At 55.8% G+C, this 16,571-nt stretch carries 13 protein-coding genes, 2 tRNA genes and 2 rRNA genes; 5 read left to right on the forward strand and 12 right to left on the reverse strand.

The window, feature by feature from the left end:
* Nucleotides 1–20: 20 nt before the first annotated feature.
* Together ppiC (IB144_RS25315) and ppiC (IB144_RS25320) are read left to right on the forward strand one after the other, a co-directional pair.
* Nucleotides 21–302 carry a peptidylprolyl isomerase PpiC gene (gene ppiC / locus IB144_RS25315; protein WP_002883181.1) on the forward strand — a complete coding sequence of 94 codons (282 nt, stop codon included), beginning with the start codon at nt 21–23 and terminating at the stop codon, nt 300–302.
* 51 nt (nt 303–353) lie between these two features.
* Nucleotides 354–635 (forward strand): peptidylprolyl isomerase PpiC, encoded by a 282-nt coding sequence (gene ppiC / locus IB144_RS25320; RefSeq protein WP_002883180.1) that lies wholly within the window; start codon nt 354–356, stop codon nt 633–635.
* Between the two features lie 203 nt (nt 636–838).
* On the opposite strand, the gene ilvC is transcribed toward ppiC (IB144_RS25320), so the two are convergent.
* Nucleotides 839–2,314 carry a ketol-acid reductoisomerase gene (ilvC, locus tag IB144_RS25325; RefSeq protein WP_002883178.1) on the reverse strand — a complete coding sequence of 492 codons (1,476 nt, stop codon included), beginning with the start codon at nt 2,312–2,314 and terminating at the stop codon, nt 839–841.
* A gap of 152 nt (nt 2,315–2,466) precedes the next feature.
* Here ilvC and ilvY point away from each other — a divergent pair, with 152 nt between their 5' ends.
* Nucleotides 2,467–3,357 carry an HTH-type transcriptional activator IlvY gene (gene ilvY / locus IB144_RS25330; protein ID WP_002883176.1) on the forward strand — a complete coding sequence of 297 codons (891 nt, stop codon included), beginning with the start codon at nt 2,467–2,469 and terminating at the stop codon, nt 3,355–3,357.
* Here ilvY and ilvA read toward each other — a convergent pair.
* The 6 genes from ilvA to ilvL form a co-directional block, all read right to left on the reverse strand.
* Nucleotides 3,354–4,898, reverse strand: coding sequence for a threonine ammonia-lyase, biosynthetic (ilvA, locus tag IB144_RS25335; protein WP_002883174.1), 1,545 nt, complete (start codon nt 4,896–4,898; stop codon nt 3,354–3,356). The two genes, ilvY and ilvA, sit on opposite strands and share 4 nt — an antisense overlap.
* Nucleotides 4,899–4,900: 2 nt before the next feature.
* Nucleotides 4,901–6,751, reverse strand: a complete 1,851-nt coding sequence (gene ilvD, locus IB144_RS25340; RefSeq protein WP_002883173.1) for a dihydroxy-acid dehydratase — start codon at nt 6,749–6,751, stop codon at nt 4,901–4,903.
* Between the two features lie 60 nt (nt 6,752–6,811).
* Nucleotides 6,812–7,741, reverse strand: a complete 930-nt coding sequence (gene ilvE, locus IB144_RS25345; RefSeq protein ID WP_002883171.1) for a branched-chain-amino-acid transaminase — start codon at nt 7,739–7,741, stop codon at nt 6,812–6,814.
* Nucleotides 7,742–7,757: 16 nt separating this feature from the next.
* Nucleotides 7,758–8,015, reverse strand: a complete 258-nt coding sequence (gene ilvM, locus IB144_RS25350; RefSeq protein ID WP_002883170.1) for an acetolactate synthase 2 small subunit — start codon at nt 8,013–8,015, stop codon at nt 7,758–7,760.
* Nucleotides 8,012–9,658, reverse strand: coding sequence for an acetolactate synthase 2 catalytic subunit (ilvG, locus tag IB144_RS25355; protein ID WP_002883142.1), 1,647 nt, complete (start codon nt 9,656–9,658; stop codon nt 8,012–8,014). The genes ilvM and ilvG overlap by 4 nt, the downstream gene beginning before the upstream one ends.
* A 140-nt stretch (nt 9,659–9,798) precedes the next feature.
* On the reverse strand, nt 9,799–9,897 hold the full coding sequence (gene ilvL, locus IB144_RS25360) for an ilv operon leader peptide (protein ID WP_001311244.1): 99 nt from the start codon (nt 9,895–9,897) through the stop codon (nt 9,799–9,801).
* 354 nt (nt 9,898–10,251) lie between these two features.
* On the opposite strand from ilvL, the gene IB144_RS25365 reads away from it, so the two are divergent.
* Nucleotides 10,252–11,772 (forward strand): YifB family Mg chelatase-like AAA ATPase, encoded by a 1,521-nt coding sequence (locus IB144_RS25365; RefSeq protein WP_040235663.1) that lies wholly within the window; start codon nt 10,252–10,254, stop codon nt 11,770–11,772.
* A gap of 24 nt (nt 11,773–11,796) precedes the next feature.
* Here the strand turns inward: IB144_RS25365 and IB144_RS25370 are convergent, their stop codons facing one another.
* The gene (locus tag IB144_RS25370; RefSeq protein ID WP_004146520.1) at nt 11,797–12,135 is read right to left on the reverse strand and encodes a DUF413 domain-containing protein; all 339 of its coding nucleotides are present in this window, start codon (nt 12,133–12,135) and stop codon (nt 11,797–11,799) included.
* 118 nt (nt 12,136–12,253) lie between these two features.
* Here IB144_RS25370 and hdfR point away from each other — a divergent pair, with 118 nt between their 5' ends.
* Entirely contained in the window at nt 12,254–13,075 is an 822-nt protein-coding gene (gene hdfR / locus IB144_RS25375) for an HTH-type transcriptional regulator HdfR (RefSeq protein WP_040215592.1), read from the forward strand.
* Nucleotides 13,076–13,183: 108 nt separating this feature from the next.
* Here the strand turns inward: hdfR and IB144_RS25380 are convergent.
* From IB144_RS25380 to IB144_RS25395, 4 genes are all read right to left on the reverse strand, one after another.
* Nucleotides 13,184–13,259: transfer RNA gene (locus IB144_RS25380), tRNA-Trp, on the reverse strand.
* A 53-nt stretch (nt 13,260–13,312) separates the two neighbouring features.
* Nucleotides 13,313–13,389 (reverse strand) — tRNA-Asp (locus IB144_RS25385).
* Between the two features lie 57 nt (nt 13,390–13,446).
* A 5S ribosomal RNA gene (rrf, locus tag IB144_RS25390) occupies nt 13,447–13,562 on the reverse strand.
* 97 nt (nt 13,563–13,659) lie between these two features.
* Nucleotides 13,660–16,561 (reverse strand): 23S ribosomal RNA (locus IB144_RS25395).
* Nucleotides 16,562–16,571: the final 10 nt, after the last annotated feature.

Genomic DNA, 16,571 nt, shown 5'->3' on the forward strand with positions numbered 1-16,571 from the left:
ACCATCCTGAGAATGATGTCATGGCAAAAAGCGCAGCGGCCCTGCATATCCTGGTCAAAGAAGAGAAACTGGCGCTGGAGATCCTCGCCAAACTGGAGCGGGGCGTCAGCTTCGATCATCTGGCGAAACGCTATTCTAAATGTCCGTCTGGCCGCAACGGCGGCGACTTAGGCGAGTTTCAGCAAGGCGCAATGGTCGGTCCGTTTGATCAAGCCGTCTTCAGCTGTCCGCTGCTCAAACCCTATGGCCCGGTGAAAACCAAATTCGGCTACCACATCATCAAGGTGCTGTATCGCCGCTAGCGCGTGATACTATGGCGCCCTGATTTATTCCAACTCACTCAAGGCGCAATCATGGCTAAAACCGCGGCAGCACTGCATATCCTGGTAAAAGAAGAGAAACTGGCGCTCGATCTGCTCGAGCAGCTCAAAAACGGCGCCGATTTCGGCAAGCTGGCAAAGAAACACTCCATTTGTCCGTCAGGCAAACGCGGTGGCGATCTGGGTGAGTTCCGCCAGGGCCAGATGGTACCGGCCTTCGATAAAGTGGTCTTCTCCTGCCCTGAACTGGAGCCAACCGGCCCGCTGCATACCCAGTTCGGCTACCACATCATCAAAGTGCTGTACCGGAAATAATAAAAAAACCCGGGGATCTTAATCTCCGGGTTTTTGCCTGATGGCGCTTCGCTTATCAGGCCTACTAAACAAATCCATGCCTCTATGGATTTCGGCTTGCCGGAAGGCGGCAAGGAAGTACATCCCCAGGAACAAAGATTACTATGTGGCTGGGGTGTACGTACCGTAGCCAACGCATCGGCAAGTCGAAAGACGACGAGGAATTAGCCGGCTACCGCGATACGCTTCATATCGGTCATATAACCGCGCAGTTTCTTACCAACCTGCTCGATAGCGTGGCTGCGAATCGCTTCGTTCACATCGCGCAGCTGCGCGTTATCTACCGCGCCTTCGGCAATCGCTGTGCCCAGGTCGCCGGTCTGCAGGGTGGTCATGAACTCTTTCAGCAGCGGTACGCAAGCGTAAGAGAACAGGTAGTTACCATATTCAGCAGTATCGGAAATAACCACGTTCATCTCATACAGACGCTTACGGGCGATGGTGTTGGCGATAAGCGGCAGCTCATGCAGTGATTCGTAGTAAGCAGACTCTTCGATGATGCCGGAGGCCACCATGGTTTCGAAGGCCAGCTCAACGCCCGCTTTCACCATCGCGATCATCAGAACGCCTTTATCGAAGTACTCCTGCTCGCCGATTTTGCCTTCATATTGCGGCGCGGTTTCGAAGGCGGTTTTGCCGGTCTCTTCACGCCAGGTCAGCAGTTTCTTATCATCATTCGCCCAGTCCGCCATCATGCCGGAGGAGAATTCGCCGGAGATAATGTCGTCCATGTGTTTCTGGAACAGCGGCGCCATGATCTCTTTCAGCTGCTCGGACAGCGCATAAGCGCGCAGTTTCGCCGGGTTGGAGAGGCGATCCATCATCAGGGTGATGCCGCCCTGCTTCAGCGCTTCGGTGATGGTTTCCCAGCCGAACTGAATCAGTTTTTCTGCATACGCCGGATCGGTACCTTCCGCCACCAGCTTGTCGAAGCACAGCAGAGAACCCGCCTGCAGCATGCCGCAAAGGATGGTTTGCTCGCCCATCAGGTCAGATTTCACTTCCGCCACGAAGGAAGATTCCAGCACGCCCGCGCGGTGGCCGCCTGTCGCCGCAGCCCATGCTTTGGCAATCGCCATGCCTTCGCCTTTCGGGTCGTTTTCCGGGTGTACCGCGATAAGCGTCGGTACGCCGAAACCGCGTTTGTACTCTTCACGCACTTCGGTGCCCGGGCACTTCGGCGCCACCATCACCACGGTGATGTCTTTACGGATCTGCTCGCCCACTTCCACGATGTTGAAGCCGTGGGAGTAACCCAGCGCTGCGCCGTCTTTCATCAGCGGCTGTACGGAGCGCACAACGTCTGAGTGCTGTTTGTCCGGCGTCAGGTTAACCACCAGGTCTGCCTGCGGGATCAGCTCTTCATAAGTGCCGACTTTGAAGCCGTTTTCAGTCGCTTTACGCCAGGAGGCGCGCTTCTCAGCGATCGCTTCTTTACGCAGCGCATAGGAGATATCCAGGCCGGAGTCACGCATGTTCAGACCCTGGTTCAGGCCCTGCGCGCCGCAGCCGACGATGACCACTTTTTTACCCTGAAGGTAGCTTGCGCCATCGGCGAATTCGTCGCGCGCCATAAAGCGGCATTTGCCCAGCTGTGCCAGCTGCTGGCGCAGGTTCAGTGTATTAAAGTAGTTAGCCATGTCTGTAACTCCGTGATGTTGTGTCGTGCTTATTGTTCGGTTCGCTTTTGCGAGAATGAACTTACTATATGACAGGAATTTTATTGCGGAAATTGATATATTCACAACGTCACGTTGCATTTTATGAAATACAAAACCGGGGAGTACGCGCCGTGGATTTACGCGATCTGAAAACCTTTCTGCATCTGGCGGAAAGCCGCCATTTTGGCCGCAGCGCGCGGGCCATGCACGTCAGCCCGTCGACGCTTTCGCGCCAGATCCAACGCCTGGAAGAGGACCTCGGCCAGCCGCTGTTCGTGCGAGATAATCGCACGGTGACCCTTACCGAAGCCGGGGAAGAGTTACGTACCTTTGCCCAGCAAACTTTATTGCAGTACCAGCAGCTTCGTCACGTCATCGATCAGCAGGGCCCTTCGCTCTCCGGCGAGCTGCATATCTTCTGCTCTGTCACCGCCGCCTATAGCCATCTGCCGCCGATCCTCGACCGCTTTCGCGCCGCGCACCCCTCGGTAGAGATCAAGCTCTCGACCGGCGACGCCGCCGACGCTATGGAGAAGGTCGTCACCGGCGAAGCCGACCTGGCGATTGCCGGTAAGCCGGAGACTCTGCCAGGGTCGGTGGCGTTTTCGATGCTGGAGAACCTCGCCGTGGTGTTAATTGCCCCGGCCCTTCCCTGCCCGGTGCGCAACCAGGTGACCGTCGAGCGCCCCGACTGGTCGACAGTGCCCTTTATCATGGCCGACCAGGGGCCGGTACGTCGGCGCATCGAGCTGTGGTTTCGGCGGCATAAAATCAGCAATCCGTCGATCTACGCCACCGTCGGCGGGCACGAAGCGATGGTGTCGATGGTCGCCCTGGGATGCGGCGTGGCGCTGCTGCCGGAAGTGGTGCTGGAGAACAGTCCGGAGCCGGTACGCAACAGGGTGATGATCCTGGAGCGCAGCGATGAGCAAACGCCGTTTGAGCTGGGCGTTTGCGCACAAAAAAAGCGGCTGCATGAGCCGCTTATTGATGCTTTCTGGAAAATTCTTCCCAACCACTAACCCGCGAGGAAAAAGCGGAATGCCGGGTTATGCGTTTCGTCGTGGCACTCATAGCCCAGCTCATTAAGACGAGTTTCAAAGTCCGGCTCGTGCTCGCCCAACTCGAAGGCCGCCAGTACCCGACCATAGTCAGTGCCGTGGCTGCGGTAGTGGAACAGTGAAATATTCCAGTGGGTGCCAAGGGTATGCAGGAATTTCAGCAGCGCCCCCGGCGATTCCGGAAACTCGAAGCTGAACAGCCGCTCCTGCAGCGCTTTTGACGGCCGGCCGCCGACCATATAGCGCACATGCAGCTTAGCCATCTCATCATCAGAGAGATCCACCACGCTGTAGCCGCCGTCGTTCAGTAACTGGAGGATCTCTTTGCGCTCTTCCAGGCCACGACTCAGGCGTACCCCGACAAAAATACAGGCGTCTTTGGCATCGGCAAAGCGGTAGTTGAACTCCGTCACCGAGCGGCCCCCCAGTAGCTGGCAAAACTTCAAAAAGCTACCTTTCTCTTCCGGGATCGTCACCGCCAGCAGCGCTTCGCGCTGTTCCCCGAGCTCGCAGCGCTCGGACACGTAGCGCAGGCCGTGGAAGTTGACGTTGGCCCCGGACAGGATGTGAGCCAGACGCTCGCCGCGGATGTTATGCTGGGCGATATACTTTTTCATCCCCGCCAGCGCCAGCGCGCCGGAAGGCTCCGCCACCGCCCGCACATCTTCGAACAGATCCTTCATCGCCGCGCAGATAGCATCGCTATCGACGGTGATGATATCGTCCAGATACTCCTGGCATAAACGGAACGTTTCATCGCCGATGCGTTTGACCGCCACGCCTTCGGCAAACAAGCCGACGCGCGGCAGATCCACCGGATGGCCTGCGTCCAGCGCTGCCTTCAGGCAAGCAGAATCTTCCGCCTCCACCGCGATCACTTTGATCTGCGGCATCAGCTGCTTGATCAGCACCGCCACGCCCGCTGCCAGACCGCCGCCGCCCACCGGGACGAATACGCGGTCAATATGGGCATCCTGCTGCAGCAGCTCCAGCGCCAGGGTTCCCTGTCCGGCGATGACCATTGGGTGATCGAACGGCGGCACCCAGGTAAAACCCTGCTGTTGCGCCAGCTCAATCGCTCTCGCCTTCGCTTCGTCAAAGTTGGCGCCGTGCAGCAGCACTTCGCCGCCAAAGCCGCGAACGGCATCGACTTTGATATCGGCGGTCGCTACTGGCATCACGATCAGCGCCTTAACGCCCAGCCGCGATGCGGAAAACGCCACGCCCTGGGCATGGTTGCCCGCCGAAGCGGTGATCACCCCGTGGGATTTCTGTTCGGCAGTCAGGCTGGACATCATCGCGTAAGCGCCGCGCAGCTTAAAGCTGTGTACCGGCTGGCGATCTTCACGCTTCACCAGAATAACGTTATCCAGCCGCGACGAGAGCTTATCCATTTTTTGCAGCGGCGTTTTCTGCACCGCTTCATAAACCGGCGCGCGCAGCACTGCTCGCAGGTACTCGGCGCCCTCAGGGGCGCCGGACAAGGGTTGTGAATCCGCCATGATTAGCCACCCAGCTTGGATTTATCGCGTACCGCGCCTTTGTCGGCGCTGGTCGCCAGGCTGGCGTAGGCGCGAAGAGCAAAGGAGACCTGACGCTGGCGATTCTTCGGCGTCCACGCCTGGTCGCCACGCGCTTCCTGGGCTTCACGACGCGCCGCAATTTCCGCATCGCTCAGCTGCAGCTGGATGCTGCGGTTCGGAATATCAATCGCGATCATGTCGCCATCTTCAATGAGCGCAATGTTGCCGCCGCTCGCCGCTTCCGGAGAGACGTGACCGATAGAGAGCCCTGAGGTGCCGCCGGAGAAACGGCCATCGGTGATCAGCGCGCACGCTTTGCCCAGCCCCATCGACTTCAGGAAGCTGGTGGGGTAAAGCATCTCCTGCATCCCCGGCCCGCCTTTCGGCCCTTCGTAGCGGATCACCACGACGTCGCCTTCCACGACTTTACCGCCGAGGATGGCCTCAACCGCATCGTCCTGGCTCTCATATACTTTCGCCGGACCGGTAAATTTCAGGATGCTGTCGTCCACGCCGGCGGTTTTCACGATACAACCGTTTTCTGCGAAATTGCCGTACAGCACCGCCAGGCCGCCGTCCTTGCTGTAAGCGTGTTCCAGAGAACGGATACAGCCTTCGGCGCGATCGTCATCCAGGGTATCCCAGCGGCAGTCTTGCGAGAACGCCTGGGTGGTACGAATGCCTGCCGGGCCGGCGCGGAACATTTTTTTCACCGCGTCGTCCTGGGTCACCATCACATCGTACTGTTCCAAGGTCTGCGGCAGCGTCAGGCCAAGGACGTTTTTGACCTCGCGATTCAGCAGCCCGGCGCGGTCCAGCTCGCCCAGAATGCCCAGCACGCCGCCGGCGCGATGCACATCTTCCATATGGTATTTCTGCGTGCTCGGCGCCACCTTACACAGCTGCGGCACTTTGCGGGAGAGCTTATCGATATCGCTCATGGTGAAGTCGATTTCAGCTTCCTGCGCCGCCGCCAGCAGGTGCAGAACGGTATTGGTGGAGCCGCCCATGGCGATATCCAGCGTCATAGCGTTCTCAAAGGCCGCCTTGCTGGCGATATTGCGCGGCAGCGCGGAAGCGTCATCCTGCTCGTAATAGCGTTTGGTCAGCTCCACGATACGTTTCCCGGCGTTTAGGAACAGCTCCTTACGATCGGCGTGGGTCGCCAGCAGAGAGCCGTTGCCCGGCTGTGACAGGCCCAGCGCTTCGGTCAGGCAGTTCATGGAGTTCGCCGTGAACATCCCGGAACAGGAGCCGCAGGTCGGGCAGGCGGAGCGTTCCACCTGATTACTCTGCTCGTCGGACACTTTCGGATCCGCCCCCTGAATCATCGCATCCACCAGGTCAAGCTTGATGATTTTATCTGACAGCTTGGTCTTCCCGGCTTCCATCGGGCCGCCGGAAACAAAGATCACCGGAATATTCAAACGCAGGGAGGCCATCAGCATCCCCGGGGTGATTTTGTCGCAGTTGGAGATACAAACCATGGCATCAGCGCAGTGGGCGTTAACCATATACTCCACCGAGTCGGCGATCAGCTCGCGGGATGGCAGTGAATAGAGCATACCCCCGTGGCCCATAGCGATCCCATCATCCACTGCGATGGTGTTGAATTCTTTGGCCACGCCACCGGCGGCTTCAATCTGCTCGGCAACCAGTTTGCCGAGATCGCGCAGGTGCACGTGCCCGGGGACAAACTGGGTAAAGGAGTTAACGACGGCGATAATCGGTTTGCCGAAATCGGCATCGGTCATTCCGGTTGCGCGCCACAACGCGCGGGCGCCCGCCATATTGCGGCCATGTGTGGTGGTGGCGGAACGGTACTTAGGCATGCTCTTTTTACTCCCATCTGTGTTTATTAAATGGGACGGTGCGTGCCGTCCCATTTTTAATTACTTACTTACCGGATCCAACCAGCCCCATTTATCTTCTGTTTCACCGGTGAAGAGGCCAAAGAAGGCTTCCTGAATGCGTTTGGTTACCGGACCGCGACGGCCTGCGCCGACCTGGATGCCGTCCACGCTGCGCACCGGGGTGATTTCCGCCGCAGTGCCGGACATGAAGACTTCATCCGCCAGATACAGGGATTCACGGGACAACACCTGCTCGCGGACTTCGATACCAAGATCTTTCGCCAGCTTGATAATGGCGTCGCGGGTAATGCCCGGCAGCGCGGAAGAGGTAAACGGCGGGGTGAACAGTACACCGTCCTTCACTTCAAACAGGTTTTCCCCTGCGCCTTCGGAGATATAGCCGTTAACATCGAGGGCGATACCTTCCTGATAGCCATGGCGACGCGCTTCACTGCCAACCAGCAGCGAGGAAAGATAATTACCACCGGCTTTCGCTGCCGTCGGGATAGTGTTCGGCGCCGCGCGGTTCCAGGAAGAGACCATTGCATCGATCCCCTGCTCAAGCGCTTCTGCGCCGAGGTAGGCTCCCCATGGGAACGCCGCGATGATCACGTCAGTGTTGTAACCCGGAGGCGGGTTTACCCCCATGCCGACATCGCCAACAAACACCAGCGGACGGATATAAGCGCTGGTCAGATTATTGGTTCGAATGACTTCGCGGCAGGCTTCCATCAGTTCGTCGACGCTCTGGGAGACCGGGAAACGATAAATTTTGGCTGAATCATGCAGACGCTGCATATGTTCGCGATGACGGAACACCACCGGGCCTTTGTGCGAGTCGTAGCAACGGATCCCCTCGAATACCGAGGTACCGTAGTGCAGCGCATGGGACATCACATGAACTTTCGCTTCGCCCCACGGAACCATCTCGCCATTGAACCAAATGTAATCAGCTTTTTTCGTCGTCATTTTTCTTCCTTTGCGCTCAGGCGCGGATTTGTTGTGATGTGGGTTGCTGGATCTCGACGCAGGCAACGTCGACCAGTTTGCTTAATTGACTAAACAGTAATTCGACGGGCCGCGGGCTGGCAACGGTCAATTCTATATTTATGTTCTGTGCGTCCGGCGCGGTTTCCATGTTCATTGCGCAGATGTGGAAACCCCGGTGGCGGACAACGCGCAGCACGCGCTCTAAGGTTTCCGGGTTGAAACGTGCCTGTAAAGCGACCTGATGTTGCATCATGATAATTTCTCCAGCATTTCAGAGTTACTGGCGCCGGGCGGCACCAACGGCCAGACATTCTCAAGTTCGTCGATTGAGACATGAAGCAGGTATGGCCCCTGGCTCGAAAGCATGGTGTCGAGTGCCGCTTCAACCTGGTCTTTACGGGTGATGTGTTGGCCAGGAATACCGAAGGCGCTGGCCAGCGTGAGGAAATCAGGGTTATCAGTCAGAGTGGTTTCGCTATAACGTTCCTGGAAAAACAGCTGCTGCCATTGTCGAACCATCCCTAACCGCTGGTTGTCGAGTAACACGATCTTCAGCGGTAACTGCTTGCGTTTAACGGTGCCCAGCTCCTGTACATTCATCATGAAGGAGCCGTCACCGGAGATACAGATCACCGTATCGTTAGGGCGCGCCACCTGGGCGCCAACGGCGGCCGGCAGGCCAAAGCCCATGGTGCCTAAGCCGCTGGAGGTGATAAAGTTTTCCGGGCGGGTATAGGTCATATGCTGAGCCGACCACATTTGGTGTTGGCCAACGTCGGTGGTCACCACGCTGTCCGCCGGCTTGCGGTCGGAAAGCTGCTTCAGCAGCAGCGGCGCGTAGATTGCCTCACCGGGATGATCGTAACGCCAGGCATGCTCGGCACGCAGTGCGGCACTCCGCTCGCGCCAGCCATCGATAGCTAACGGCTGCTGCAGCGCGGGCAGCAGGCAGTTCAGATCGCCTGTCAGACCGATATGCGCCTGACGCAGCTTGTTCAGCTCCGCCGGATCGATGTCCATGTGGATCACTTTGGCATGCGGTGCGAAGGTATTGAGCTTACCGGTTACGCGATCGTCAAAGCGCGCACCGACGGCGATCAGCAGATCGCACTCCTGTACCGCCAGGTTAGCCGCCTTAGTGCCGTGCATTCCCAGCATGCCGAGATAATAGGGATAATCAGCATCCACCACGCCCAGCCCTTTCAGGGTGCATGTTGCCGGCATCCTGGTCACCGCCAGGAATTCGCGCAAAGCCGGTACCGCCTGCGCCATGCCGACCCCGCCGCCAACATACAGCATCGGTTGCTGCGATTGGGCCAGCATCTGCAGAGCCTGCGCCACTTCCGCCTGCGGAAATGCCATCTCATCGGCGACGGTAGAGAAATGGGGATCGAGGTCGCCCTGCGCCATCTGAATATCCTTAGGGATATCAACCAGCACCGGACCTGGACGGCCTGAGTTTGCCACCTGGAAAGCCTCGGCAATAACCCGCGGCAGTTCGTCCAGAGACTGCACAAGGAAACTGTGCTTAGTACAGGCCAGTGACAAACCGAGAACGTCTACTTCCTGGAACGCATCCGTGCCGATGAAGGGTGCGGCCACCTGGCCGGTGATAGCTACGATGGGAATAGAGTCAAGCAGGGCGTCCGCCAGGCCGGTGATCAGATTGGTCGCGCCCGGGCCGGACGTCGCGATACACACCCCGGTTTTACCGGTTGCTCGCGCATAACCAATGGCCGCCATGGCTGCCCCTTGCTCATGCCGGCACAGCAGGTGCTCCACGCCGCCGTCATACAGTGCATCGTAAACCGGCATAATTGCGCCACCCGGATAGCCAAAAACTGTGTCGACTCCCTGTGTCCGCAAAGCATGTACCACCCACTGCGCGCCATTCATAGTTAGTTCCCCGTCATAAATCGGGAGAAACAGAATTTTATGCTAAAAGTCATCATCTGCTCCTCGCTTAGGTTATTTCAGTTATAAAAAAACCCCCGGACCTTTCGGTGCGGGGGTCTTAGTTCGTTAAGGCTTGATTTCTAAGCCTTTCCTCGTCCAAGTGCAGCCCCGCACGGTGGGATAATAATCACCACCACGCTAATCACGACCAGGCTAATCACTCGTAGAAGGGCTGTCATTTTTTATACTTTCTGGCTTCTTGTTCGAAGGAATACCTAAAGAGTTACCACAGACATCACATAAAGCACAAGATTTTTTTATATCTTCGTTGCTGATCAGCCTAACGGTTTCAATAAAAATAATTGTTTTATATGAAAAAAATCAAAAATGAAAAAAATTCAGTTTTCTCACGCCTGCCGCGCTCTTCGGCGCCCTCTTTGCCAACATAGCTCTGTTTTGCGATCAAACGTCCATTTTCGGCTAAATGTAACGATATGCCGCGAAAAGTATGGATACGCAGTTCTAAATTCGCACTTTTTCCATTCTCGCTTTACGTCATGCCAACCATAATTCTTCTCTGTCCAGGAGGTTTTATGTCGCTCGCTATCGTCTATACTCGCGCGGCGCTCGGTATCGAAGCGCCATTGATTACCGTTGAGGTTCATCTCAGCAACGGTCTTCCTGGTCTAACTATGGTCGGGCTGCCGGAAACCACCGTGAAAGAGGCCCGCGACCGGGTCCGCAGCGCCCTGATCAACAGCGGCTACGCTTTTCCTGCGAAGAAGATAACCATTAACCTGGCGCCAGCGGATCTGCCCAAAGAAGGCGGACGATACGATCTGCCCATCGCTCTCGCGCTTCTCGTTGCCTCAGAGCAGCTCAACACGACGCGACTGAATCAATATGAGTTTGTGGGCGAACTCGCCCTTACAGGTGGGTTACGAGGCGTTCCAGGGGCAATCCCCAGCGCAATGGAGGCCATCAAAGCCGGCCGGCGCATTGTCGTCTCCTCTGACAATGCGGCGGAGGTCGGCCTGATCGGCGGCAGCGATTGTCTGGTCGCCGACCATCTGCAGGAGGTTTGCGCATTTCTTGCGGGGCAGACATCGCTTTCGCCGCCTCTCGCCGAGGCGCCTGCTCGGGATGAACGCTACGAAGATCTGCTCGATGTTATCGGCCAGCAGCAGGGCAAACGAGCGCTGGAGATTGTGGCCGCCGGTGGTCACAATCTGCTCCTGATAGGCCCGCCCGGGACCGGGAAAACCATGCTAGCCAGCCGACTCCCCGGTCTCCTGCCGCCATTAAGCAATCAGGAAGCGCTGGAGAGCGCGGCCATACAGAGTCTGGTCAACCTCCACACCGCAAAGACGCGGTGGCGTCAGAGGCCGTTCCGCGCCCCCCACCATAGCGCCTCGCTGGCAGCGATGGTGGGCGGCGGCTCGATACCGGTCCCCGGTGAGATTTCCCTGGCCCATAATGGCGTGCTGTTTCTTGATGAACTGCCGGAGTTTGAGCGGCGGGTACTGGATGCGCTACGCGAACCCATTGAGTCAGGCAAGATCCACATATCACGCTCGCGCGCCAAAATTGACTATCCGGCGCGCTTTCAGCTTATTGCAGCGATGAATCCAAGCCCGACAGGACATTATCAGGGTAAACATAATCGTGCATCGCCGGAGCAGACATTGCGCTACCTTGGACGCCTGTCAGGCCCCTTCCTCGACCGCTTCGATCTTTCCTTAGAGATCCCATTGCCGCCGCCAGGAATACTGAGTCAGGGCTCGCAGGGCGAAGAATCGAGCGCAACGGTCCGGCAGCGGGTGCTGGCGGCGCGTGAACGACAAATACTCAGGCAAAATAAACTCAATGCCCATCTTGAGAATCGTGAAATGAAGAACTGCTGTCGCTTAAGGCGGGAGGATGCTGTCTGGCTGGAACAGACGCTAACGCAGCTGGGGCTTTCTATTCGCGCCTGGCAGCGTCTGTTAAAGGTTGCGAGAACCATTGCCGATCTGGCAGAGGTTGAAGAGATTGAACGCTGTCATTTGCAGGAGGCGCTCAGCTATCGGGCAATTGATCGGATGCTCAACCATCTGCAGAAAATGATGGCGTAAAAAAAGGGCTTACGCCCTTTTTTCTTAGTCATCGCTTTCGGTGTAATCGTCAGCGCCTTCCATCTGCGGTTTGCCGCCGGACAGAGTATGGAAACGCTTCGGCCGCTTGATACGCGCCATATACTTAATCCATACGCGTTCTGCTTCCGTCACCGGCTCACGTTCACCACGGCACACCGAGACAAATTGTTTTTCATCTTCGGTAACAGGTTCGCGCTTACCCAGTTCCAGTTCGTTAAAGGCATAACCATGACGTTCCAGCAGTTGCGCCTCTTTGATGGTGAAATCACCGTGACGGGAGAACCCGCGTGGATAATTTTTATTGTCGAAAAAACGATTAGTCGTCGTAAAGCTTTCCGCCATCCTACACGCTCCTGATTCTTTGGCCGAGCTATTTATGGCGCGGAGTATTAGTTACGCTTGACAGAGCGTCAAACAAAACATTTAAATCATCACGACAAATAATTTTGTGGAGAACGGTGTGGATACGGAATTGCTCAAGACTTTCCTGGAAGTGAGTAGAACTCGTCACTTTGGGCGAGCAGCAGAGGCGCTTTACCTGACACAGTCAGCAGTCAGCTTTCGTATTCGTCAGCTGGAAAATCAACTTGGTGTGAATCTGTTCACCCGTCATCGTAATAACATCCGCCTGACGACCGCCGGCGAAAAGCTCCTCCCCTATGCCGAAACGCTCATGAATACCTGGCAGGCTGCGCGCAAGGAGGTGGCACACTCTTCGCGACATAATGAATTCTCCATTGGGGCCAGCGCCTCCCTGTGGGAATGTATGCTTAACAGCTGGCTCGGTACCCTCTACAGCGCATCTTACAATCTCCAGTTTGAAGCCCGTATCGCGCAGCGGCAGTCGTTGGTTAAACAGCTTCACGAACGCCAGTTGGATCTGCTGATCACCACCGAATCGCCGAAGATGGATGAATTAAGCAGCCAGCTGTTGGGTAATTTTACTCTTGCCCTGTATTGCGCATCGCCTGCAAAAAACAGAAATGAATTGAATTACTTGCGCCTTGAATGGGGGCCTGATTTTCAGCAAAACGAAGTGGGACTGATAGGAAGCGATGATGTTCCGCTGCTCACTACCTCTTCAGCTGAACTGATCTATCAGCAATTATCGCGCCTGAACGGCTGCTGTTGGCTACCTGCTCGCTGGGCGAAAGAGAAGCATGGGTTACATACGGTCATGGACAGCGCTACGTTATCCCGTCCACTTTATGCGATCTGGTTACAAAATAGCGATAAGCAGGCGCAGATCCATGAGATCCTGAAAAACCCTATTCTGGAATAAACGCTACTCTCCATGGACGGAGATCAGCAAGGTATTTTCGTAGGGGATATTGCCAATGGAGATTAGAGATAAAAAAAATCCTTTGCCTGAGCAAAGGATTCTTATAAATGGCAGGGGCGGAGAGACTCGAACTCCCAACACCCGGTTTTGGAGACCGGTGCTCTACCAATTGAACTACGCCCCTAAAATTTTCTTACCACTAAGCCTGCTATTTGAGCAGGCTTAATGTTAAATAAGTGGCGGAACGGACGGGACTCGAACCCGCGACCCCCTGCGTGACAGGCAGGTATTCTAACCGACTGAACTACCGCTCCACCGAATTTCTTCGCTTTATTACCACCGGTTGTCACCCCGGCTTACTGCAATTTGATGCCTGGCAGTTCCCTACTCTCACATGGGGAGACCCCACACTACCATCGGCGCTACGGCGTTTCACTTCTGAGTTCGGCATGGGGTCAGGTGGGACCACCGCGCTAGTGCCGCCAGGCAAATTCTGTTTTATCAACACGTCTCACCAACGTATCGATTAATCTGTATCAGAGCTGAAAATTCTCTCAAACCCGCCAAAACATCTTCGGCGTTGTAAGGTTAAGCCTCACGGTTCATTAGTACCGGTTAGCTCAACGCATCGCTGCGCTTACACACCCGGCCTATCAACGTCATCGTCTTTAACGTTCCTTCAGGAGACTTAAAGTCTCAGGGAGAACTCATCTCGGGGCAAGTTTCGTGCTTAGATGCTTTCAGCACTTATCTCTTCCGCATTTAGCTACCGGGCAGTGCCATTGGCATGACAACCCGAACACCAGTGATGCGTCCACTCCGGTCCTCTCGTACTAGGAGCAGCCCCCCTCAATTCTCCAGCGCCCACGGCAGATAGGGACCGAACTGTCTCACGACGTTCTAAACCCAGCTCGCGTACCACTTTAAATGGCGAACAGCCATACCCTTGGGACCTACTTCAGCCCCAGGATGTGATGAGCCGACATCGAGGTGCCAAACACCGCCGTCGATATGAACTCTTGGGCGGTATCAGCCTGTTATCCCCGGAGTACCTTTTATCCGTTGAGCGATGGCCCTTCCATTCAGAACCACCGGATCACTATGACCTGCTTTCGCACCTGCTCGCGCCGTCACGCTCGCAGTCAAGCTAGCTTATGCCATTGCACTAACCTCCTGATGTCCGACCAGGATTAGCTAACCTTCGTGCTCCTCCGTTACGCTTTGGGAGGAGACCGCCCCAGTCAAACTACCCACCAGACACTGTCCGCAACCCCGGTCAGGGGCCAACGTTAGAACATCAAACATTAAAGGGTGGTATTTCAAGGTTGGCTCCACGCAGACTGGCGTCCACGCTTCAAAGCCTCCCACCTATCCTACACATCAAGGCTCAATGTTCAGTGTCAAGCTATAGTAAAGGTTCACGGGGTCTTTCCGTCTTGCCGCGGGTACACTGCATCTTCACAGCGAGTTCAATTTCACTGAGTCTCGGGTGGAGACAGCCTGGCCATCATTACGCCATTCGTGCAGGTCGGAACTTACCCGACAAGGAATTTCGCTACCTTAGGACCGTTATAGTTACGGCCGCCGTTTACCGGGGCTTCGATCAAGAGCTTCTCCTTACGGATAACCCCATCAATTAACCTTCCGGCACCGGGCAGGCGTCACACCGTATACGTCCACTTTCGTGTTTGCACAGTGCTGTGTTTTTAATAAACAGTTGCAGCCAGCTGGTATCTTCGACTGGTCTCAGCTCCATCCGCAGGGACTTCACCTACACACCAGCGTGCCTTCTCCCGAAGTTACGGCACCATTTTGCCTAGTTCCTTCACCCGAGTTCTCTCAAGCGCCTTGGTATTCTCTACCTGACCACCTGTGTCGGTTTGGGGTACGATTTGATGTTACCTGATGCTTAGAGGCTTTTCCTGGAAGCAGGGCATTTGTTACTTCAGCACCGTAGTGCCTCGTCATCACACCTCAGCCTTGATTATCCGGATTTGCCTGGATAACCAGCCTACATGCTTAAACCGGGACAACCGTCGCCCGGCTAACATAGCCTTCTCCGTCCCCCCTTCGCAGTAACACCAAGTACAGGAATATTAACCTGTTTCCCATCGACTACGCCTTTCGGCCTCGCCTTAGGGGTCGACTCACCCTGCCCCGATTAACGTTGGACAGGAACCCTTGGTCTTCCGGCGAGCGGGCTTTTCACCCGCTTTATCGTTACTTATGTCAGCATTCGCACTTCTGATACCTCCAGCATGCCTCACAGCACACCTTCGCAGGCTTACAGAACGCTCCCCTACCCAACAACACATCGTGTCGCTGCCGCAGCTTCGGTGCATGGTTTAGCCCCGTTACATCTTCCGCGCAGGCCGACTCGACCAGTGAGCTATTACGCTTTCTTTAAATGATGGCTGCTTCTAAGCCAACATCCTGGCTGTCTGTGCCTTCCCACATCGTTTCCCACTTAACCATGACTTTGGGACCTTAGCTGGCGGTCTGGGTTGTTTCCCTCTTCACGACGGACGTTAGCACCCGCCGTGTGTCTCCCGTGATAACATTCTTCGGTATTCGTAGTTTGCATCGGGTTGGTAAGTCGGGATGACCCCCTAGCCGAAACAGTGCTCTACCCCCGAAGATGAATTCACGAGGCGCTACCTAAATAGCTTTCGGGGAGAACCAGCTATCTCCCGGTTTGATTGGCCTTTCACCCCCAGCCACAAGTCATCCGCTAATTTTTCAACATTAGTCGGTTCGGTCCTCCAGTTAGTGTTACCCAACCTTCAACCTGCCCATGGCTAGATCACCGGGTTTCGGGTCTATACCCTGCAACTTAACGCCCAGTTAAGACTCGGTTTCCCTGCGGCTCCCCTATACGGTTAACCTTGCTACAGAATATAAGTCGCTGACCCATTATACAAAAGGTACGCAGTCACACCCGAAGGTGCTCCCACTGCTTGTACGTACACGGTTTCAGGTTCTTTTTCACTCCCCTCGCCGGGGTTCTTTTCGCCTTTCCCTCACGGTACTGGTTCACTATCGGTCAGTCAGGAGTATTTAGCCTTGGAGGATGGTCCCCCCATATTCAGACAGGATACCACGTGTCCCGCCCTACTCTTCGAGTTCACAACCTGTGCATTTTGGTGTACGGGACTATCACCCTGTACCGTCGGACTTTCCAGACCGTTCCACTAACACACAAGCTGATTCAGACTCTGGGCTGCTCCCCGTTCGCTCGCCGCTACTGGGGGAATCTCGGTTGATTTCTTTTCCTCGGGGTACTTAGATGTTTCAGTTCCCCCGGTTCGCCTCGTTAACCTATGTATTCAGTTAACGATAGTGTGACGAATCACACTGGGTTTCCCCATTCGGACATCGCCGGTTATAACGGTTCATATCACCTTACCGACGCTTTTCGCAGATTAGCACGTCCTTCATCGCCTCTGACTGCCAGGGCATCCACCGTGTACGCTTAGTCGCTTAACCTCACAACCCG

Source organism: Klebsiella sp. K4, assembly GCF_014596785.2.
GTDB classification, from domain to species: domain Bacteria; phylum Pseudomonadota; class Gammaproteobacteria; order Enterobacterales; family Enterobacteriaceae; genus Klebsiella; species Klebsiella pneumoniae.

Coding starts and splice junctions, on each gene's coding strand:
- ilvC (WP_002883178.1), bottom strand. CDS start 2,314: ATGGCTAACTACTTTAATACACTGAACCTGCGCCAGCAGCTGGCACAG.
- ilvL (WP_001311244.1), bottom strand. CDS start 9,897: ATGACAGCCCTTCTACGAGTGATTAGCCTGGTCGTGATTAGCGTGGTG.
- ilvM (WP_002883170.1), bottom strand. CDS start 8,015: ATGATGCAACATCAGGTCGCTTTACAGGCACGTTTCAACCCGGAAACC.
- ilvE (WP_002883171.1), bottom strand. CDS start 7,741: ATGACGACGAAAAAAGCTGATTACATTTGGTTCAATGGCGAGATGGTT.
- ppiC (WP_002883180.1), top strand. CDS start 354: ATGGCTAAAACCGCGGCAGCACTGCATATCCTGGTAAAAGAAGAGAAA.
- IB144_RS25365 (WP_040235663.1), top strand. CDS start 10,252: ATGTCGCTCGCTATCGTCTATACTCGCGCGGCGCTCGGTATCGAAGCG.
- IB144_RS25370 (WP_004146520.1), bottom strand. CDS start 12,135: ATGGCGGAAAGCTTTACGACGACTAATCGTTTTTTCGACAATAAAAAT.
- ppiC (WP_002883181.1), top strand. CDS start 21: ATGGCAAAAAGCGCAGCGGCCCTGCATATCCTGGTCAAAGAAGAGAAA.
- ilvG (WP_002883142.1), bottom strand. CDS start 9,658: ATGAATGGCGCGCAGTGGGTGGTACATGCTTTGCGGACACAGGGAGTC.
- ilvD (WP_002883173.1), bottom strand. CDS start 6,751: ATGCCTAAGTACCGTTCCGCCACCACCACACATGGCCGCAATATGGCG.
- ilvA (WP_002883174.1), bottom strand. CDS start 4,898: ATGGCGGATTCACAACCCTTGTCCGGCGCCCCTGAGGGCGCCGAGTAC.